The sequence below is a fragment of the Oceanomicrobium pacificus genome (assembly GCF_009833495.1).
Classification (GTDB): Bacteria; Pseudomonadota; Alphaproteobacteria; order Rhodobacterales; family Rhodobacteraceae; genus Oceanomicrobium; species Oceanomicrobium pacificus.
Window position 1 is genome coordinate 475572 of record NZ_WUWG01000001.1, and the last position, 20794, is coordinate 496365.

Sequence of the window (20794 nt, forward strand, 5' to 3'; positions counted from 1 at the left end):
TTGCCAGCCCCGCCACGGGCTGGTTTCCTGACGCGCGAGCACGAACCGGAGCCGCGCAATCCCATGACCACCCTCCTGATCCGCAAGGCCGCCCATCTGGTCACGATGGACGATGACCGCCGCGAATTGGCCGATTTCGACATCCTGATCCGCGACGGCGTGATCGCTGAAATCGGGCCGGACCTGACCGCGGCGGATGCGCGGATCATCGATGCGTCCGGCTGCGTGGTGACACCGGGGCTCGTCAACACGCACCATCATCTCTACCAGAGCCTGACCCGCGCCGTGCCGGGCGGGCAGGATGCGCTGCTCTTCGGCTGGCTACAGACGCTCTATCCGATCTGGGGCCGGATGCGGCCCGAAGATTTCCGGCTGGCGACCGAGATCGGATTGGCGGAACTGGCCCTGTCGGGCTGCACGCTCAGCTCCGATCACCTTTACATCTTTCCCAACGGCACCCGGCTGGAGGACAGTATCGAGGCGGCGGTGCAGGTCGGTCTGCGGTTTCATGCGACACGCGGCTCGATGAGCATCGGGGAAAGCGACGGCGGCCTGCCGCCCGACGCGCTCGTGGAACGCGAGGCCGATATCCTGAAGGACAGCGAGCGGCTCATCGCCGCCCATCACGATCCGGCCGACGGCGCGATGCTGCGCATCGGGCTCGCTCCGTGCTCGCCCTTCTCCGTGTCCCGCGAACTGATGCGCGACAGTGCGGTTCTGGCGCGCGAAAAGGGCGTCATGCTGCACACGCATCTGGCCGAAAACGAGGAGGATATCGCCTACAGTCTGGAGAAATTCGGCTGCCGCCCGGGCGACTATGCCGAGGAACTGGGCTGGACGGGCGCGGATGTCTGGCACGCCCATTGCGTGCGGCTCGACGCGGCGGAGATCGACCTTTTTGCCCGCAGCGGCACCGGTGTCGCCCACTGTCCCTGCTCCAACTGCCGGCTCGGCTCGGGTATCGCGCCGGTCCGCGCCATGCGCGACGCAGGCGTGAAAGTCGGGCTCGGCGTCGACGGGTCGGCCTCCAATGATGCGGCCCACCTTCTGTCGGAGGCACGGCAGGCGATGCTCCTGCAACGGGTGGCGCACGGGGCCGACGCCATGGCCGCGCGCGAGGCGCTGGAGATCGCGACGCGCGGCGGCGCGGATGTGCTCGGGCGGCCCGACTGCGGCCGGATCGCCGTTGGCAAACGCGCCGATATTGCCGTCTGGGATCTGCGCGACACGGTCGCGGCAGCGGGCCAATGGGACCCGGTGGCAGCTCTTGTATTGTGCGGGCCCTTCACCGTCCGCGACCTGATTGTCGAGGGGCGGGAAATCGTCTCCGACGGGCGGATCACCACCGTCGACCCGCGCGCGCTGGCCGCACAGGCCCGCGACGCGGTCGCGCGGCTCGCCGGTTAGCCGGTCGCATGGGGGGGCCGTCCGACAGTGCCACAAGCGCGGTGCAAGACCCGACACGGCGCCGCCGCTGGCGGTTTGCCGGGCTTGGTGCGGTCGCGCTTCTGCTGCTCGCCGTCTTCTTCTGGGGGGCCTATCTCTATGTGCTGCGGGCCGAGACGCAGCGGGCGGAAAGCCGCGCCTCGCTCTACCGCTCGACGCTGTTGGGCAGCCTCGACCGGTTCCAGCACCTGCCTTTCATTCTGGCCCGCGACCCGTTCGTGATCGCCGCCGCCACTGGCGCCGAGCGCAGCCGGACGATTCTGAACGAACGGCTTGCAGCATTTTCCGACCAGTCCGACCTCGACGCGATCTACCTGATGTCCCTGTCGGGCCTGACCATCGCCGCCTCGAACCATGCCGAGCCGCTGACCTTTCTGGGCCAGAATTACGGGTTCCGGCCCTATTTCAAAGAGGCCGCGGCAGGCGGCCATGGCGAGTTTTTCGCCATCGGCGCGACCACCTCTCAGCCCGGCTATTTCGTGGCCGATCCGGTGCGCGGACCGACCGGCGACATTCAGGGCGTGATCGCGCTGAAGCTTGACCTCAGTTCGCTGACCGACACCTGGGCGGCAGGGGGCGAGACGGTCCTTGTCACCAACCGCGACGGAATCGTGGTGCTCGCCACGGAACCGGACTGGCCCTATCGCAGCATCACGCCGCTCGATCCCGCCCGGCGGGCGGACATCGCCGCGGAACGCCAGTTCGGACAGGAACCGCTGGCGCCGCTCGACTGGACGCCCGGCCGGACGGGCCCGACCGTCGAAGGCCGGCGCTACCTGCAGGCAAGCGTGCCTGTGGGGCGGCTCGACTGGCAACTCCATTTCCTGACCGACCGCGCGCGCGTCTGGCAGCAGGCCGCGAGCCTGACCATCGCCGCGGCGGTCGTGATGGCGCTGCTGCTGGCGCTTGGCCTTTTCCTGCGTTCCGAGCGGATCGCCGCGGCGCTCCGCGTCTCCGACCGCGACCGGCAGGACCTGAGCCGCGTCAACATGCGCCTGCGGCAGGAGGTGGAGGACCGCCGCCGCGCGGAAGCCGCGCTGGCGCGCACCCGCGCCGATCTGGACCGCGCGAGCAAGCTTGCGGCGCTTGGGCAGGTCTCGGCCTCCGTCACGCATGAGTTGGGACAGCCCATCGCGGCGCTCAAGACCCAGATCGCGGCGGCGGAGATGGCGCGCGACCGGCTCGATACGCCCCGCCTGCTCGACCGCCTGTCGGGCATCGCGACCCGGATGGAGGCCATCACCCGCCAGCTTCGTTTCTTCGCCGCACCCGATACCGATCCGATGCGCGCGGTCCCCTTCGAGGACGTGATTGCCGGTGCGCGGGACCTGGTCGAAGCCGATTTCGCGACGCAGGGTGTCACCATCCGGCGCAGCGGCGCGCCGGTGCAGGCCGCCGTTCGCGGGTCGCGCTTCCGGCTGGAACAGGTGCTGGTGAACCTGTTGCGCAATGCCCGCGACGCGATGGGGGGGCAGGACAATCCGCAGATCGATCTGGAGGTGGCGCAGGACGGCCGCACTGTTCTGGCACGGGTCGCGGATCGTGGCCACGGGTTGCAGGACCAGCCGCTCGACCGGCTGCAGGAGCCCTTCCATTCCACCCGCGCCTCGGGTGAGGGGATGGGGCTCGGGCTGGCGATCTCGACGGCGATCCTGAAGGAACATGGCGGGCACCTCGCCGCCGCCGAACGCCCCGATGGCGGCGCTGTTTTCACCGTCACCTTGCCTGTGGCGGATGATCCCGCACCGCAGCGGGACAAGCAGGAAGGGGCAACGGCATGAGCATGATCCGCCACGCTTTCGTGATCGACGACGACCGCGCGATGCGCGGTGCGCTCGAGGACCTGCTGACCTCAGCCGGCTGGAAGGTGACCCTGTTTGCAGGCATCGACAAAGCGGCGCGGGCGCTGCCGTCAGACCCGCCGGACGTGATCCTGTCGGACATGCGGATGCCGGGCGGCAGCGGGCTTGATCTGCTGGAGAGCCTGCGCGACGCACCGTCCGCCGTGCCGCCTGTGATCCTGATCTCGGCCCATGGCGACATTCCGCTGGCCGTCGAGGCGATGCAGGCCGGGGCCTACAGTTTCCTCGAAAAGCCCTTCGATCCGCGCCGCCTTCTGACCGTGCTCGACCATGCCGCCGATCAGGCGCGGCTGGGGCGCGACAATGCACGGCTCCGGGCGCGGCTCGCACGGCTCGGCGGGCTCGACCGGTTGCTTGTCGGGGACAGCCCCACGATCCGCGATCTGCGGCGCGAAGTGCTCGATCTGGCCGATGCGCCGCTGCCGGTCATGGTTCTGGGCGAGACAGGGACGGGCAAGGATCTGGTGGCCCGGGCGCTCCATGACCTGTCGGACCGGGCGGCGGGGCCGTTCATCGCGCTCAATTGCGCCGCCCTGCCCGCCGACCATTTCGAGGCCGGTATTTTCGGGCGCGTGGGTGGCGACAGCCCGCAACAGGGCGCGTTCGCCCGCGCCGATGGCGGCACGCTTTTCCTTGACGAGGTGACCGCCTGCCCGATCGACCTGCAGCCGAAACTGCTGCGCGCGCTCGACACGCAGGAGGTCACACCCGTCGGCAGCGACAGCCCACGACGCGTGGATATCCGCATCCTGTCGGCCAGCAACGAAGCGCTGGACCGTGCAGTTGCGGAAAACCGGCTGCGCGAGGACCTGATGTTCCGCCTGAACGCGGTGGAGTTGCACCTGCCGCCGCTGCGCGAGCGCGGCGACGATATCGTGCTCCTGTTCACCCGGTTCATGGCCGAACAGGCCGAGGTGCTGGGCAGCGACATGCCCGAACTGACGCCAGAGGACATTGCCGCGATGCTGGCCCATGACTGGCCGGGCAATGTGCGCGAGTTGCGCAACGTGGCGGCACGGACCGTGCTGGCGCGCCGCCGCGCGGCGGTGCCTGTGGCCGACATCCTGTCGCCCGGCGGTGACCTCGGCGACATGCCCGCGACCCTGCGCGAGGCCGTCGCCGCCTTCGAGCGGCAGATGATCGCCCGTGCGTTGCGTGCCGAGGGCGGGCGCATGGACGCGGTGGCGGATGCGCTCGGCATCGGACGGCGGACGCTGAACGAGAAGATTGTGAAGCTCGGGCTCCACAAAGACGAACTCCTCTGACACCGCGCGACGGCACTTTGCGGAAATCCGCAGGCCCTGCGGAAATCCGCAGGCGGAATATCTCATGCGCGCACCGGCCGTTTTGCGGTTAAAGTCTGGCCATCCGTCCGCCAACGCGCGGACCGGCAATGACTGCAAGGGAGAGAAACGGAATGAAGAACACCTGGCTCAAGACCGCCGCGATCGGCGCGCTGACGCTCGGCTTCGCCACAGAGGCGATGGCCACCGAATGGAACGTGTCCCTGTGGGGCAAGCGCCGCGCCTTCACGGAACATGTGGAAAAGCTGGCCGAACTGGTGAGCGAGAAGACGGGCGGCGAGTTCACGCTCAACATCTCCTATGGCGGCCTGTCCAAGAACACGGAGAATCTCGACGGCATCTCCATCGGCGCCTTCGAGATGGCCCAGTTCTGCGCCGGCTACCATGCCGACAAGAACCCCTCCATCACCGTGCTGGAGCTGCCCTTCCTCGGCGTTGATTCGCTGGAGAAGGAGATCGAGGCCTCGATGGCGGTCTACAACCACCCCGCCGCACAGGAAGATCTGGGCCGCTGGAACGCCACGCTGCTCATGCCCTCGCCGCTGCCGCAGTACAATATTGTCGGCGTGGGCGACGGTCCGAAGACCCTGTCCGAATATGAGGGCCTGACCGTGCGCGCCACTGGCGGCATCGGCAAGGCCATGGCAGCTGTCGGCGCGGTGCCGACCTCCATGTCCGCCTCCGAGGTCCGGCAGGCCATGGACAGCGGCGTGGTGAAGGCCGTGTCCTTCGCCCCGCACGCGCATATGTCCTTCGGCACCGTGGAAAACGCGACCTGGTGGACCACCAACCTCAACCCCGGCACGGTCAACTGCCCGGTCGTGGTGAACACCGACGCGCTGAACGCCCTGACGGACGCGGAGCGCGAAGCGCTGATGAGCTCCGTCGACGAGGCGCTCGCCCATTATGTCGACTATTACAACAACCAGACGATGAAGGCCTGGGGGCCGCTGCTTGAGGAGAAGGGGATCGAGCAGATCACCTATTCCGACGAGGAACTGGCCGCCTTCCGCGAGGCTGTAGCCGGACCGGCCGCCGCCGCCTGGATCGAGGAGAACAGCGCCCGCAATCTGCCCGCGCAGGAACTCTACGATCTGGTGATCGCGACGATCGGCGAGTGATCGCACGGCGTCTGACCTGACTGCGGCGCCCGGCCCTTTGCTGCCGGGCGCCGTTTCCCCTTTCCCGATCCAACCGGAGGTGGCCCATGGCCGGCGCATCCGCCGTCCGTACGGACGACACCCTTCTGAGCCGGCTCGACCGCGCCTTGTTCCGTGTCGAGACCCTGCTCGCGCTCATCAGCGGCCTTGCCGTATTCTCGCTCATGCTGCTTGCCGTGGTGAGCGTCGGCGGGCGCAACATCTTCAATCAGCCACTGCCGGGCTATGTCGACTGGATCGAGCAGGCCATGCCGCTGATCGCCTTCCTCGGCATTGCCTATTGCCAGCGGCTTGGCGGGCATATCCGGATGGACATTCTGGTGGGCCAGTTGCGCGGACGCGCCCTCTGGATCACCGAGTTCCTGACCACGGCTGTCATTCTTCTTCTGATGGTGTTGCTGGTCTGGGGCTCCTGGGCGCATTTCCAGCGCAGCTTCGATTTCAACGCACCGCTCTGGAGCCGCGACAGCAGCTTCGACATCCGCCTGCCGCTCTGGCCCGCAAAACTGCTGGTGCCGGTGGCCTTCTCGGTGCTTTGCGCGCGGCTGGTCCTGCAACTCTGGGGCTACGGCCGCGCGATCCTGACGGGCGATCCGGCCCCTGTGGCCGTGCCGCTCATAGAGGATGCCGCGACCGTCGCGGCCAACGAGGCCGCCCATGTGTCGGGCTTCGAGGCAGCCGAAGAGCCGGATGCGGTTGGTGACCGGCGTGACGGACGGGGAGCCGACTGATGGACTCGATTGATATCGGCATTGTCGTCACGAGCGTGATGCTCGTCTTCGTGGTGCTCGGCATGCGCGTCGCGTTTGCCGCCGCCGGAGCAGGGCTTGCCGGCCTCATCTGGATTTTCTGGGCCAAGAAAGGCTACGACCCGGCACAATTCACCTGGGCGCTCGGCGTGGCGGTGAAGACCGCCGGACAGGTACCGCATTCGAAGATTGCGAGCCAGGCGCTGTCGCTCATCCCGACCTTCATCCTGATCGGCTATCTGGCCTATTATGCAGGTCTGACCAAGGCGCTGTTCGAGGCGGCCAAGCGCTGGGTCGGCTGGCTGCCGGGCGGGCTGGCCGTGTCGACCGTCTTCGCCACGGCGGGGTTCGCCGCCGTCTCGGGCGCATCTGTCGCGACCTCCGCCGTCTTTGCCCGCATCGCGATCCCCGAGATGTTGAAGGAAGGCTATGACAAGCGGTTCGCAGCCGGCGTCGTGGCGTCTGCGGGCACGCTCGCCTCGCTCATCCCGCCCTCGGCCATCCTCGTGATCTACGCAATCATCGTCGAACAGGATGTCGGCATGCTGCTGCTCGCAGGCTTCCTGCCCGGTGCGGTCTCGGCGCTCATCTATGGCGGGCTGGTCGTGGGCATGGCGCTCGTCTTCCCGAAATTCGGTCCGCCGGTCGGCGGGTTCAGCTGGAAGGAGCGGTTCGTCTCCCTGCCGCCGGCCCTGCCGATCCTCTTCGTCGTCGTGATCATCATCTTCTTCATCTACAACCCGTTCGGCGGCGATGCCTGGGGCACACCGACCGAAGGCGGGGCGCTCGGGGCATTCGTGGTCTTCTGCATGGCGCTCTGGCGGGGGATGCGCTGGCCGCAGCTGCGCGACGCGCTTCTGGAGACCGCGAAACTGTCGGTGATGATCTTCACCATCATCTGGGGCGTGCTGATCTATGTGCGGTTCCTCGGCTTTGCCAACCTGCCGGGCGCGTTCGCCGACTGGATTTCTGGGCTGGAACAGAGCCCGATGCTGACATTGATCCTGATCCTGCTCGCCTATGCGGTGCTCGGCATGTTCATGGACGCGATCGGGATGCTGCTCCTGACGCTGCCGGTCGTCTATCCGGCGGTCATCGCGCTCAATGGCGGGCCGGATGTGACCGCGGCGGACAGCGCCTTCGGTGTCTCGGGCGTCGGCTGTGCGATCTGGTTCGGGATCATCGTGGTGAAAATGGCGGAGCTCTGCCTCATCACGCCACCAATAGGGCTCAACTGTTTCGTGGTGGCCGGTGTCCGACCCGACATATCGGTGCAGGATGTGTTCAAGGGTGCCTCGCCCTTCTTCGTGGCCGATGCGCTCACCATCGCGACCCTGATCGCACTACCGCAGATCGTGCTCTTCCTGCCGGGGCTCCTGATCGGGTAACGGCCTGTCAGGGAACAACTGCGACCCTCCGCGCGTTGTCTTGCGACGTTGCGCGGAGGAGGGCCCGGTGGAAGAAGCCGCACTGACATTGCAGGAGCAGGTGGAAGGCTACTGGATCGCCGCGGTGGAAGCCTCGCCACGGCTCGCGGTTGCGCTTGTCCTGCTGGCGATCACCTGGCTTGCGGCACGTGCCGTCAAATATCTGGTGGAGCGGATCACGCGCCGGATGCGGTTCCGCACCAATCTCGTCGATGTGCTCACCATGTTGAGCGGTCTGCTGATCTGGATCGCGGGCACGCTGGTTGCGCTGACGGTTGTCTTCCCGTCGATCACACCCGGCCGCGCGCTGACCACGCTCGGCCTCGGGTCGGTGGCGATCGGCTTTGCCTTCAAGGACACGTTCGAGAATTTTCTTGCCGGGCTGCTCATCCTGATCCGCGAACCGTTCGCCATCGGCGACCATGTGGAATGCGAGGATGTGGAGGGCCAGATCGAGGAAATCACCATCCGTGACAGCCGCATCCGCCGCACCGACGGCCAGTTGGTCGTGATGCCGAACCACGAACTGTTCCAGAACCCCGTGACCGTGCGCACGGATCGCGAATTGCGCCGCACGACGATCATTGTCGGGGTCGCCTATGGCGAGGATGTGGACGATGCCCGCACCGTCATCCGCGACGCGGTGGAGGCCGTGGACAGCGTGCGGGACGATGTGAAGGATGTGCAGGTCTTCGCCAAGACCTTCAATTCCTCCTCGATCGACTTTGAAGTGTCCTGGTGGACGGGGTCGAAGCCCGTCGATATCCGCCGCTCCCGCGACCAGGTGGTGGCCGCCGTGAAACGTGCGCTCGACGAAGCCGGGATCGAGATCCCCTTCCCCTACACGACCCTCACCTTCAAAGAGCCCCTGCCCCTGCGCCCCGAAGCGCAAGGTGCGGGCGGCGGCGATGGCGCGGACGGGTCTGGCGGTGATGCGCCCGCACCCACGGCGGCGGGCAACGGATGAACCCGCTCAGCTGGCTGCCGAAGCTCGCACAGGACATCCGTGCAAGCTACTGGTTCATCCCCTCCGTCCTGACGGTGCTTGCCATTGTCGCGGCGCAGTTCTCGATCTGGTTCGACCATGATACGGAACTGATGGACACGCTCCTGCCCGACAGCGCCAGCGACACGCAGGCCGAGGGTGCGCGCACCACGCTCGCGGTCATCTCGCAATCGGTGATCGGCGTGACCGGGGTCATGTTTTCCATGACGCTTGTGGCCGTGTCCTTCGCGTCGGGCAATTTCGGTCCGCGGCTCATCGGCAATTTCATGCGCGACCGGGGAAACCAATGGTCGCTGGGCATCCTGATCTCGACCTTCGTCTATGCGCTCATCATCCTGCGCGCGGTCCAGAGCCCGGTGGGCGAGGATGTGGACCTGTTCGTGCCGCAACTGTCGCTCATCGTGGCGCTCGGCCTCACCTTCGTTTCGGTCGGCACGGTGATCTATTTCGTCCACCATGTGCCCGAGACAATCAATGTCGCCAATATCACCGCAGCACTCGGCAAGGCGCTCTGCGCGGATGTGCGCGCCCTGATCGACAGCCGCCGCGACCGGGCGGAGACCGCACCCGTCGCGCTGCCGGACCGCGCACCCGACAGGGAGGTCCGCCTCGACCGCGCAGGCTATGTGCAGACGCTGGACCATGACCGGATTGACCGGCTGGCGGAGGAGGAAGGCTGGATCGTCGAGATCACCGCCGATCCGGGCCAGTTCGTCAGCCCCCACACGCCGGTTGCGCGGCTCTGGACGGCCAGCGCGCCCGGTGACGATCCGCTGGAGGAATTGCGCGGCAGCTTCATCCTCGGCGATATCCAGACCGAGGCGCAGAATCTCGAATTCATCGTCGCCCAACTGGTGGAGATGCTGGCCCGGGCCCTCTCGCCCGGGGTCAACGACCCGTTCACCGCCATGTCCTGCCTCGACTGGCTCTATGCCGGAACGGAGGCCGCAATTTGCCATCGCGGCGGATTGTCGGTGCCACCGGCGGGGCGCGTGCACCACCGCCAGCTCGACGCGGCCATCCTGCTGGACGCGGGGCTCGGGGCGAGCCGCGCCTATGTGGCCGGTGACCGTCTGGCGACCGATCATTTCAACATGCTGCTCGACCGGCTGCTCGATCGCACCGGCCAGGGAGACCTGGCCGACCGGATCGCGGGGCTGCGGATCGCGGCGCCGCCGAAGGCCGACGCGCCCGTCTGATCAGTCGCTGGCCATCAGGAATGGCATTGTGGACCGCCCTGCCCGATACCAGTCACGGATCGCGCGGCGCTCTTCCTCTTCCATGTAGGTCAGGTTCGCAGGCGGCATCGCATGGCTCGCGCCCGATTGCAGGAAGATCGGTCCGGCTGCACGGGCGATATCGACGGGCGTTTCCAGCAGCACGGCTTTCGGTGCGCGGTGGATTCCCTCCCAGACCGGTTCGCGGGCATGGCACATGGAACAGCGGCCGAGCACGATATCGGTCACATCCTCGAACCCGTCCGCTTCGGCAAAATGCTGCGCGGCCCCGGTCAGCACGGATAGGTCCTCCTGCGGCTCGTCCTGCATCAACGGTGCGGTCGAGAGCCACATGATCCCGATGAAGAGGATCACGGTCGCAGCCCATGTCCATGTCGGGTTGCCGGCGCGCGCGTGGCGGGTGTTGAAATAGTGCCGGATGGTGACACCCATCAGGAAGACGAGCGCCGCGATCAGCCAGTTGTACTCGGTGGCGAAGGCCAGCGGGTAATGGTTCGACAGCATCAGGAAGATGACCGGCAGCGTCAGGTAATTGTTATGCGTAGAACGCAGCTTGGCGATCTTGCCATATTTCGGGTCGGGGCTGCGGCCGGCCTGCAGGTCGGCCACCACGATCCGCTGGTTCGGCATGATGATGAAGAAGACATTGGCCGTCATGATCGTCGCGGTGAAGGCCCCCAGATGCAGGAGCGCCGCGCGTCCGGTGAAAATCTGGTCATAGCCCCAGGCCATTGCGACGAGCAGCACGAAGAGCAGCACCATCAGAACCGTCGGCCGTTCCGCCAGCCCCGACTTGCAAAGCCGGTCATAGATGATCCAACCCACGGTCAGCGACGCGGCCGAAATCAGGATCGCCTGCCAGACCGCCAGATCGGCCTTGGCCGGATCGATCAGATACAGTTCCGCACCCGCCCAATAGACGATCATCAGGAGCGCCGCACCACTCAGCCAGGTTGAATAGCTCTCCCATTTGAACCATGTCAGATGTTCGGGCATCGCCTCGGGCGCCACGAGGAACTTGCGGATATGGTAAAAACCGCCGCCATGCACCTGCCATTCCTCGCCATGCGCGCCGGGCGGCAGGTCGGGGGCCTTGCGCAGCCCCAGATCGAGCGCGACGAAATAGAAGGAACTGCCGATCCACGCGATCGCCGTGATCACGTGCAGCCAGCGGACGGCAAAGCCGATCCAGTCCCAGATGATGGCAAATTCGTACATGCGGCACTCCGTTCCGGTCAGCGCCACGCTAGCGCAGCGCGAGCTTTCAGTGTATGGAGAAAATCTCCATTCAGCTTCAAAAAAAGCCGATAAAACAGCGCGCAGCCCCGATGGCCTATCTCGACAATATCCGCACATTCGTCCGCGTCTACGAGTTGGGCAGCATGTCTGCCGCGGCCCGCGACCAGCGCATCTCTGCAGCCGTTGCCTCCGCCCGGATCGCGCAGTTGGAGGACCATCTGTCTGTGCGGCTCTTCCAGCGCACCACGCGGATGCTGAGCCCGACGGAAGCCGGACAGATCTTCTACCGCGGGGCCTGTGGGATCCTCGACCGTGTGGCGGAGGCCGAGGCCGAGATCAGTGCGGTGACGCAAGCGCCCTCGGGCACGCTGCATGTGGCCGCGCCACTGGGGCTCGGGCGGCGGCTCGTCGCGCCGCTCATCCCCGCTTTCAAGGCCGCCTATCCGCGCGTATCGGTGCGGCTGCGCCTGTCGGACCGCAAGCTCGATCCGGCCGCCGAGGGGCTGGATCTGGTGCTCTTTCTCGGCACGCCCGAGGATTCGAGCCTGCGGATGCGCAAGATCGCGGATTGTCCGCGGCTCCTGTGCGCCGCGCCGCGCTATCTGGCGGCCAACGGCACGCCGCGCTCGCCTGACGATCTGGCAGGCGGCGACCATGTCTGCCTGACGCTCCGCTACCCCGGCGCTCCGGAAGGACAGTGGCCGCTTCAGGAGGGCGGTCAGGTGCGGCAGGTGCCGGTGTCCGGCCCCTTTGAAAGCGACGATGGCGATGTGCTGACCCAATGGGCGCTTGACGGGCACGGGATCATCCTCAAGCCCGTGTTCGAGGTTGCCCACCATCTCGACAGCGGCGCGCTCGTGCCGGTTCTGCCCGACACGCCGCCGGTGCCGATCCAGTTGGCCTGCCTCTTCAGCCACCACCGCCAGCAGGATCCGAAGAGCCGGCTCTTCATCGACCATGTGGTTGCCCATATCGGCGCGGAACTGGCCAGAACGGCACCGCGCCCCGCGGCCTGACGGGCGCTGCCAGCGGCGTCATCTGCGCTGCGGTGCGACAGGAGTTTTCGGAAAATCAAGAAGACCGAAACCGTTTTCATCGTCTATAACCTTAAAAACGAAGGAGATTGCCTTGCCCCGCTATCTGCGTGACATGCGCGGCTACGGGCCGGTCCCGCCGGACCCGAAATGGCCGAACGGCGCGAAGATCGCCGTTCAGATCGTCGTCAATTACGAGGAAGGCGGCGAGAATTGCGTGCTGCATGGCGATGCCGCATCCGAAGCCTTCCTGTCTGAAATCGTCGGCGCGGCACCCTGGCCCGGCCAGCGGCACTGGAACATGGAATCCATCTATGAATATGGCGCGCGGGCCGGCTTCTGGCGGCTGCATCGCCTGTTCACCGACCGCGATATTCCCGTCACCGTCTATGGCGTCGCCACAGCCCTTGCACGCAGCCCCGAACAGGTCGGCGCAATGCAGGCGGCCGGGTGGGAGATTGCGAGCCACGGACTGAAATGGATCGAATATAAGGACGCGGAACCGGAGGCCGAACGCGCGGACATGCTTGCCGCGGTCAAGCTCCATCAGGAGGTGACGGGCACGCGCCCGACCGGCTGGTATACGGGCCGCTGCTCGGCCAACACCGTAGCGCTCGCCGCGGAAGAGGGCGGCTTCGCCTATGTCGCCGACAGCTATGCGGACGACCTGCCCTACTGGGTGGAGGCAGGCGGCCGCGACCAGTTGATCGTGCCCTACACGCTCGATTGCAACGACATGCGTTTTGCCACGCCGCAGGGGTTCAATTCCGGCGACCAGTTCTTTGCCTACCTGCGCGACACGTTCGACGCGCTCTATGCCGAAGGCACGGCCGGACAGCCGAAGATGATGTCGGTCGGTCTGCATTGCCGCCTTGTCGGGCGGCCGGGGCGGATCCGCGCGCTGGAACGGTTCCTCGACCACGCTGCGTCCCATGCAGATGTCTGGTTCGCCCGGCGGATCGAGATTGCCGAACATTGGGCGCGCACCCATCCGCCCGCGAAGCCCGCGCTGCGCCCGTCGCAGATGGACCGCGACGCCTTTGTCGCGGCATTTGGCGGCATTTTCGAGCATTCGCCGTGGATCGCGGAGGGCGCACATGCGCTGGAACTGGGGCCAGCGCATGACAGTGCGGACGGATTGCACAACGCGCTGGCGCGCGTCTTCCGCGCCGCGCCGGACGAGAAACGCCTTGCGGTCCTCAATGCGCATCCCGATCTGGCGGGAAAACTGGCGCAGGCCCAGCGTCTGACAGCCGAGAGCACGTCGGAACAGGCCAGTGCCGGGCTCGACGCACTGACAGACGCGGAGCGCGACGCCTTCACCCGCCTCAATGCAGCCTATGTGGACCGGCACGGCTTTCCCTTCATCATCGCGGTGCGCGACCATGACAAGGCGTCGATCCGCGCGGCCTTCGAGCGGCGGCTCGATCAGGACAGCGCGACCGAATTTGCCGAAGCCTGCCGTCAGGTGGAGCGGATCGCGCAGTTGCGGCTCCAGAGCCTGTTGCCCGACTGATGGCACGGATCGCCCCCCAGCCGCTCACCGCAGCCGCATTCGCGGCTTTCGGGGATGTGCTGGAGGTGGCAGGCCAGCCCGACAAGATGATCAATCAGGGCCTGTGCGGTCGCCATCACGACCGCGCACAGCTTGACTTTGCGGACGGGCGTGCGGGCATCAGCATCTTCGACGCCGAACCCCGCCACCTGCCCTACCGGCTGGAGATGATGGAGCGCCATCCGCTCGGCAGCCAGGCCTTCGTGCCGATGAACGGGGTGCCGTTCCTTGTGACCGTGGCGCCCGACGCAGGCGCCCGGCCCGGCCCGGTGTCGGCCTTCGTCACCGGCGCGGCGCAGGGCATCAACCTACATCGCGGGGTCTGGCACGGCGTGCTGGCCCCGCTGCAATTCCGCGGGATCTATGCCGTTGTCGACCGGATCGGCCCGGGCAGCAATCTCGAGGAATACTGGTTCGATACACCAAGGGAGGTCGGACCGGACTGATGCAGGCCGCCGCAAGAAGCGGCCGGCACACCAACAGTGGACAGGAGTACCATCACCCATGACAGATCAATCGATCGGGACCGCAGAACAGCTGAAGGATCCCAATTACACACCCTCGCTCGGGCGGGCCGTGCCGCTCGGCATCCAGCATGTGCTGGCCATGTTCGTCTCCAACGTCACGCCCGCGATCATCGTTGCGGGCGCGGCGGGGTTCGGTTTCGGCTCCAACTCGCCGGACTTTCCCGAACTGCTTTACATGATCCAGATGTCGATGCTCTTTGCCGGCGTCGCCACGCTCTTGCAGACCGTGTCCATCGGGCCGGTCGGGGCCAAGCTGCCCATCGTGCAGGGCACGAGTTTCGCCTTCCTGCCCATCATGATCCCACTGGTGGCGGGCAAGGGCGTTGACGGACTCGCCGCACTCTTCACCGGCGTCCTGATCGGCGGCCTTTTCCATGCCGCGCTCGGCACCGTGATCGGCAAGATCCGTTTCGCGCTGCCGCCGCTCGTGACCGGGCTGGTGGTGACGATGATCGGGCTCGCGCTCGTGAAGGTCGGCATCCAGTACGCCGCCGGCGGTGTTCCGGCGATCGGCACACCGGAATATGGCTCGCTCCTGAACTGGTCGGCTGCGCTCATCGTCATCATCGTGACGCTGGGGCTGAAATTCTTCACCCGCGGGATGCTGTCGGTTTCGGCCGTGCTGGTCGGCCTGATCGTCGGCTATGTCTATGCGATCCTTGTCGGCATGCTGCCGGTGGCGAGCATCGCAGGCTCGTGGAACAACGCTTCTGCCTTCGCGCTTCCGATGCCGTTCAAATACGGGTTCGAGATGTCCGCAGCCGCAATCATCGGCTTCTGCCTTATGGCCTTCATCTCGGCCATTGAGACGGTCGGTGACGTGAGCGGGATCGCCAAGGGCGGCGCCGGACGCGAAGCGACCGAGGAAGAGATCAAGGGCGCGACCTATGCCGACGGTTTCGGCACGGCCGTGGCCGGTATCTTCGGCGGCCTGCCCAACACCTCGTTCAGCCAGAATGTCGGACTGATCGCGATGACCGGCGTCATGAGCCGCCATGTGGTCACCATCGGCGCGATCTTCCTGATCATTTGCGGCCTGATCCCGAAAGTCGGCGGCGTTATCCGCACGGTGCCGATCGAGGTGCTGGGCGGCGGCGTGATCGTGATGTTCGGCATGGTCGTGGCCGCGGGCATCTCGATGCTGTCGGACGTGGACTGGAACCGGCGCAACATGGTGATCTTCGCGATCTCCCTCTCGGTCGGTCTCGGGCTGCAGCTGGAACCGGGTGCGGTGCAGTACCTGCCTGATACGCTGCGCATCCTGATGACGAGCGGCCTGCTGCCCGCCGCCTTCCTTGCCATCGTGCTGAACCTCGTCCTGCCGCAGGAACTGAGCGCGGAATCGACCGAGGAAGTCTCCGGCGGTCTGGCCGGCGACAGCAAGGGCTCTCTGCCCGGCTGATCCCGCTCGCAGCGTTCAATACCGGCCCCCGCAACCAAAGTTGCGGGGGCATTTTCATGTCCGCACGCGACGCCTGCGGAACCTTGTCCGAAAAACTCCGGAACAAAATGATCTGTTTGCGGTTAACTTCACGAAACCGTGATCAAAGGTTCCCCGAAGCCATGCTGAGGGGCGCCGGGTGCGGCGGATCGGGTCGGATGTGGCGAGGTCACTGGCCCGGTCCGCTGGCCCCGGTTGGGGTCAGAGGCCCAGCGCCATGTGCCGGTTCACATCCTTGTAGAGCAGGTAGCGGAACGGCTCCGGCCCGCCGGCATAGCAGGCCTGCGGGCAGAAGGCGCGGAGCCACATGTAATCGCCGGCCTCCACCTCCACCCAATCCTGGTTGAGCCGGTAGACTGCCTTGCCCTGCAACACATAGAGCCCGTGCTCCATCACATGGGTTTCAGCGAACGGAATCGTGCCGCCGGGCTGGAAGGTCACGATAGTGATGTGCATGTCGTGGCGCATGTCAGACGGGTCCATGAACCGCGTCGTCGCCCAGGCGCCATTTGTATCCGGCATCGGTGTGGGCGCGATATCCTGATCGCGTGTCACGAAGGCGGCAGGCTCGTCCAGACCGTCCACCGCGCGCCAGGCCTTGCGGATCCAGTGGAAACCCGCGCGCACCTTTCCGGTCGCGCGCAGGCGCCAGGCCTGCGACGGGGGCAGATAGGCGAAGCTGCCCGGCTCCAGCCTGTGCACGTCGGCGCCGAGCGTCAGTTCCAGCGTGCCTTGCGTGACGAAAAGCGCCGCCTCGACGCCGGCTTCGGTCTCGGGCCGGTCGGACCCGCCACCCGGTTCCAGATCCCCGATATAATGGGAAAAGGTTTCCGCGAAACCGGTCAGCGGGCGGGCGATGACCCAGAAGCGCGCGCCCTCCCAATGCGGCAGGGCGCTCGTCACGATGTCTGTCATCGTGCCGCGCGGGATCACCGCATAAGCGTCGGTGAACATTGCGCGGTCGGTCAGAAGCTGGCTCTGCGGCGGCAGGCCGCCTGCGGGCACGTGGTAGCGGTGATCGGTCATCGGGTCCTCCCTGCCCGCCTATTGAACGCCGCAGGCGGCGCTGGCGCAACCAGAAGGCCACAGCACGGGGACCGGAGCATCTGCTTGAAAAGCCGAAAAGTCGGGTCTCAAGCGCGGTCCGACCGAAGACCACCCGCCCGCCGCGAGCGTCGCGCGGAGCGGGTCAGGATTTGCCGTCACCATCACCCGGGTCATCGCCGCCGGCCGGCCCGGCGCGTGGCGCAACAGGGCTGTCGGCTGAGCCGGTCTCATCCGGCAGGTCGGTCCCATTGCCCTTTGGCTCCGTTGCATCGGACCCATCGTAATGCAGCATCGCCCGCGCGAAATGGGCGAAGAGAACGACGAAGACGCCGACCCCGGCAAAGACATAGAGCGTCGTGAAGATCTTGCCGATGGTGGTTGCGGGTTCCAGTTGCGACTGGCCGACCGTGGAGGCCGTCATCACCGCGAAATAGAAAGCATCGACGGGCGCCCATCCCTCGACCGTGCTGTAGAAGATCGTGGCCGAGACAAGTGCCGCGATGACGAGCAGGAGCGAGGCCCGGAAATAGGGCCGCGACCAGCTGGCCTTGATCGCCGACAGGAGCCGCCCCAGCGTGATGAAAAACGACATCATGTTCAAAGTCTCCTGTCCGGACGCCACCCGTTTGAGGCCCGCAAGACCGTTCCATCGTAACGGCTTGCGGGATCAGGCAGCGCCAGTCTACGCTGCCCGGACAGTGAAGCAAAAGCATGGAATTCCGACATGGCTCTGCCCCTCGCACCGACAGGTCTTGCGCTGGCGCTCCTTCTGCCTGCCCTCGTGCTCGACCAGTGCATTTGGCAGAACGGGAACCAGGCACTTGGTATCCTCGCGCGCGAACGTGTCGCGCTGACCGCCACCGCCAACGAAACCGTCGTCGACCTGCCGGTGGCCGAAGGAAGCAAGGTGTCGCGTGGCGACGTTCTGGTGCGGCTCGACGACCGGATTCAGCTGGCGCAGGTGGAACGGTCCAAGGCCGAACTGGCGCGCGCGCAGGCCAATCTGGAGAAGCTGCGCACCGGCGCGCGGCCCGAGGAAATCACCATTGCGCGGTCCCGCGTGGCCGGCGCGCAGGCCACGCTGACCGAGGCGCAGGACGATTACGAGCGCAACCGCATCCTGGCCGAACGCGACACGATTTCCGAGGCGCGGCTCTTGCGCGACCTTGCACGCCGCGATCAGGCGCAGGCCGAACTGGACGGTGCGCGCGAACAGTTGCAGGAACTGATCAACGGCGCGCGCCCCGAGGATATCCGCATCGCCGAGGCCGAACTGGCCGCCGCCAAGGCAACCGTCAACGCCGAGGAACGCCGGCTTGAAGATCTGGTCGTCACCGCGTCGCGCGACGGAATGCTCGACAGCCTGCCGTGGAACCTTGGCGAACGGGTGACAATCGGCAGCCCCGTGGCGATCATTCTGGCCGGCGCGGTGCCCTATGCGCGGGTTTATGTACCGGAACCGTTCCGCGCCAGCATCAAAGAGGGCGACCGGCTGGAAGTTCGGGTCGACGGGATAGACGCGCCGTTCGAGGGCACGGTGCGCTGGATCAGCTTGGAGCCGGCCTTCACCCCCTATTACGCGCTCAATCAGGAGGACCGGAGCCGCCTGATGTATCTGGCCGAGATCGACCTGCCCGAGAGCGCGGCGGACCTGCCCGTGGGCATGCCGGCACAGGCGATCATGCCTTGACCGGGACGGTTGTCGAAACCCGCGGCCTGACCCGACGCTTCGGCGACAAGACCGCCGTCGACCATGTGGACCTGCGCATCGCGCCCGGCGAGATCTACGGTTTCCTCGGCCCCAACGGATCCGGCAAGACGACGCTCATGCGGATGATGACCGGACTTCTGACCCCGTCAGAGGGCAGCGCGACCGTGCTCGGCACCGACTTGCCGGGCAATGCGGAGCCGCTCAAACAGGCGATCGGTTACATGACGCAGAATTTCTCCCACTACCGCGACCTGACGGTGCGGGAAAATCTCGGCTTCGTGGGCAATATCTATGGTGTCCCGCGGCGGGACCTGTCGGCGCGGATCGACGAATTGCTCGTCACCTATGACCTTGTCGGGCAGGCCGACCAGCGGGTCGGCGGCATGAGCGGCGGGCAGCGGCAGAAAATGGCGCTCGCCGCGGCTGTCCTGCACCGCCCGAAGCTTCTTTTTCTCGACGAGCCGACATCGGCGGTCGATCCCGAGACCCGCCGGAATTTCTGGGAACAGCTGTTCGATCTGGTGGATGAGGGCGCGAGCATCATCGTTTCCACCCATTTCATGGACGAGGCCGAACGCTGCCACCGCATCGCCATTCTGGAACGTGGCGTGAAGCGGATCGACGGTGCGCCGCCCGCCCTGATGCGCGACCTGCCCGCGCAGGTGGTGGAGGTGACAGGCCGCGACATGCGGGGGGCCAAGGCGCGGCTCGATCCGGCGCCCGAGGTCTTGTCCACCGCCCAAATCGGCGCGCGGCTGCGGGTGCTGCTGCGGCCCGATCTCGACCGGCCGGAAGCCGTGGTGCGGACAATTCTCGGTGCGCGTGAAGATGTTTCAGCCGAACAGGTCGATCCCAATCTGGAAGATGTGTTCGTGGCCGCCACAACGCCGGAGCTGGCCGCATGATCTCGCCTCGCCGCATCCTCGCGATCATGAAGAAGGAACTGCTGCAATTGCGGCGCGACCGGATGACCTTCGGCATGGTCATCATGATCCCGCTCGTGCAGCTTCTGCTCTTCGGCTACGCGATCAACACCGACATCCGGCATATCCCTGCGGGGCTTGTCGACCAGAGCCGTACCGGCCTCAGCCGGGCGCTGGCCCAGATGGTCGAGGCCACGCAGGTTGTGGATTTCACCCATGTCTATGCCACGCCCGAAGAGGCCGAGAAGGCGCTCACCGTCTCTGAAGTGCGGGCCGTTCTGATCATCCCGCCCGACCTGCTGTCGCGCGCGGTGCGCAGCCCCTCGATCGGCGCCGCCCCGCCGCCGGCGACCGACATGCCCGCCGCGCGTCCCGTCGCGCAATGGATCGTCGACGGGTCCGACACGATGATCGCGGCCGGCATCCGCGGCCTGCGCGGCATGCCGCTCGGCGAACTGTTCCGCAAGTCCGTCAACACGCCCGTGCCGACCTTCGAGGTGGCACTCTTCTACAATCCCGAGCAACGCTCGGAGGTGAATATCGTGCCGGGCCTCGTCGGCATCATCCTGACCATGACGATGATCATGTTCACATCCGCCGCCATCGTGCGCGAAAGCGAGCGCGGCAATATGGAGATGCTCATCAACACGCCGGTGCGCCCCATCGAACTGATGGTGGGCAAGGTGATCCCCTATCTGTTGATCGGGCTGGTGCAGGTGGCGATCATTCTGGGGCTCGGCTACGTGCTATTCGACGTGGCCGTGCAGGGCAGCCTCTGGGTGCTGTTCGTGGTCACGCTGGCCTTCATCGGCGCCAGCCTGTCGCTCGGGCTGGTCCTGTCCACGATCGCGAAAAACCAGTTGCAGGCAATGCAGATGACGGTCTTCGTGCTCCTGCCCTCGATCCTGCTCTCGGGCTTCATGTTTCCCTTCGACGGGATGCCGGTGCCCGCGCAATGGCTGGCGCAGTTCCTGCCCGCCACCCATTTCATGCTTATGATCCGGGGCGTGGTGCTGCGCGACGCGGCCCTGATGGACATGGCCGACGGGCTGATCTGGCTCGGCGCCTTCACGCTGGTGGGGCTGATCGTGGCGTCGCTGAGGTTCCGCAAGCGGCTCGACTGAC

Annotated in this window: 18 protein-coding genes; 15 read left to right on the plus strand and 3 right to left on the minus strand. The window is 66.3% G+C overall.

The genetic code is table 11. The annotated features are described in order from the left end of the window. Positions 1-63: 63 nt before the first annotated feature. The 8 genes from GSH16_RS02450 to GSH16_RS02485 all read left to right on the plus strand — a co-directional run bounded on the left by GSH16_RS02450 (position 64) and on the right by GSH16_RS02485 (position 10153). A complete protein-coding gene (locus GSH16_RS02450; RefSeq protein ID WP_160851506.1) occupies positions 64-1407 on the plus strand; it encodes an 8-oxoguanine deaminase in 1344 nt (447 codons plus the stop codon). An 8-nt stretch (positions 1408-1415) separates the two neighbouring features. Beyond that, on the plus strand, positions 1416-3227 hold the full coding sequence (locus GSH16_RS02455) for a sensor histidine kinase (RefSeq protein WP_160851508.1): 1812 nt from the start codon (positions 1416-1418) through the stop codon (positions 3225-3227). Then, positions 3224-4573: a sigma-54-dependent transcriptional regulator gene (locus GSH16_RS02460; RefSeq protein ID WP_160851510.1), complete on the plus strand. Its 1350-nt coding sequence runs from the start codon at positions 3224-3226 to the stop codon at positions 4571-4573. Before GSH16_RS02455 ends, GSH16_RS02460 begins: the two co-directional genes overlap by 4 nt. A 152-nt stretch (positions 4574-4725) precedes the next feature. Next, positions 4726-5733: a type 2 periplasmic-binding domain-containing protein gene (locus GSH16_RS02465; protein ID WP_160851512.1), complete on the plus strand. Its 1008-nt coding sequence runs from the start codon at positions 4726-4728 to the stop codon at positions 5731-5733. An 86-nt stretch (positions 5734-5819) separates the two neighbouring features. Continuing rightward, a complete protein-coding gene (locus GSH16_RS02470) occupies positions 5820-6503 on the plus strand; it encodes a TRAP transporter small permease subunit (RefSeq protein ID WP_160851514.1) in 684 nt (227 codons plus the stop codon). Beyond that, positions 6503-7909, plus strand: coding sequence for a TRAP transporter large permease (locus tag GSH16_RS02475; protein WP_160851516.1), 1407 nt, complete (start codon positions 6503-6505; stop codon positions 7907-7909). The genes GSH16_RS02470 and GSH16_RS02475 overlap by 1 nt, the downstream gene beginning before the upstream one ends. A gap of 67 nt (positions 7910-7976) precedes the next feature. Further along, positions 7977-8915, plus strand: coding sequence for a mechanosensitive ion channel family protein (locus GSH16_RS02480; RefSeq protein WP_328803139.1), 939 nt, complete (start codon positions 7977-7979; stop codon positions 8913-8915). Continuing rightward, entirely contained in the window at positions 8912-10153 is a 1242-nt protein-coding gene (locus tag GSH16_RS02485; RefSeq protein WP_160851518.1) for a DUF2254 domain-containing protein, read from the plus strand. Before GSH16_RS02480 ends, GSH16_RS02485 begins: the two co-directional genes overlap by 4 nt. Here the strand turns inward: GSH16_RS02485 and GSH16_RS02490 are convergent, their stop codons facing one another. Next, entirely contained in the window at positions 10154-11410 is a 1257-nt protein-coding gene (locus GSH16_RS02490) for a urate hydroxylase PuuD (RefSeq protein WP_160851520.1), read from the minus strand. Between the two features lie 110 nt (positions 11411-11520). Between GSH16_RS02490 and GSH16_RS02495 the strand changes: the two genes are divergently transcribed. From GSH16_RS02495 to GSH16_RS02510, 4 genes are all read left to right on the plus strand, one after another. Next, on the plus strand, positions 11521-12447 hold the full coding sequence (locus GSH16_RS02495; protein WP_160851522.1) for a LysR family transcriptional regulator: 927 nt from the start codon (positions 11521-11523) through the stop codon (positions 12445-12447). Between the two features lie 112 nt (positions 12448-12559). After that, positions 12560-13981, plus strand: a complete 1422-nt coding sequence (gene puuE, locus GSH16_RS02500) for an allantoinase PuuE (protein WP_160851524.1) — start codon at positions 12560-12562, stop codon at positions 13979-13981. Continuing rightward, entirely contained in the window at positions 13981-14466 is a 486-nt protein-coding gene (locus tag GSH16_RS02505) for an ureidoglycolate lyase (RefSeq protein WP_160851526.1), read from the plus strand. The genes puuE and GSH16_RS02505 overlap by 1 nt, the downstream gene beginning before the upstream one ends. Positions 14467-14524: 58 nt before the next feature. Next, positions 14525-15949 carry a uracil-xanthine permease family protein gene (locus GSH16_RS02510; RefSeq protein ID WP_160851528.1) on the plus strand — a complete coding sequence of 475 codons (1425 nt, stop codon included), beginning with the start codon at positions 14525-14527 and terminating at the stop codon, positions 15947-15949. Between the two features lie 240 nt (positions 15950-16189). Here the strand turns inward: GSH16_RS02510 and GSH16_RS02515 are convergent, their stop codons facing one another. Both GSH16_RS02515 and GSH16_RS02520 read right to left on the minus strand, forming a co-directional pair. Beyond that, complete coding sequence (locus GSH16_RS02515) at positions 16190-17014, minus strand: bifunctional allantoicase/(S)-ureidoglycine aminohydrolase (RefSeq protein ID WP_160851529.1); 825 nt, start codon at positions 17012-17014, stop codon at positions 16190-16192. Between the two features lie 163 nt (positions 17015-17177). Further along, a complete protein-coding gene (locus GSH16_RS02520) occupies positions 17178-17630 on the minus strand; it encodes a potassium channel family protein (protein ID WP_160851531.1) in 453 nt (150 codons plus the stop codon). A 129-nt stretch (positions 17631-17759) separates the two neighbouring features. Between GSH16_RS02520 and GSH16_RS02525 the strand changes: the two genes are divergently transcribed. Genes GSH16_RS02525 through GSH16_RS02535 form a run of 3 tightly spaced genes read left to right on the plus strand, consistent with a single transcriptional unit; the run spans position 17760 to position 20793 of the window. Then, the gene (locus GSH16_RS02525) at positions 17760-18725 is read left to right on the plus strand and encodes an HlyD family secretion protein (protein WP_160851533.1); all 966 of its coding nucleotides are present in this window, start codon (positions 17760-17762) and stop codon (positions 18723-18725) included. Beyond that, positions 18722-19651, plus strand: a complete 930-nt coding sequence (locus GSH16_RS02530; protein WP_160851535.1) for an ABC transporter ATP-binding protein — start codon at positions 18722-18724, stop codon at positions 19649-19651. The genes GSH16_RS02525 and GSH16_RS02530 overlap by 4 nt, the downstream gene beginning before the upstream one ends. Further along, positions 19648-20793 (plus strand): ABC transporter permease, encoded by a 1146-nt coding sequence (locus tag GSH16_RS02535; protein WP_160851537.1) that lies wholly within the window; start codon positions 19648-19650, stop codon positions 20791-20793. The genes GSH16_RS02530 and GSH16_RS02535 overlap by 4 nt, the downstream gene beginning before the upstream one ends. Position 20794: the final 1 nt, after the last annotated feature.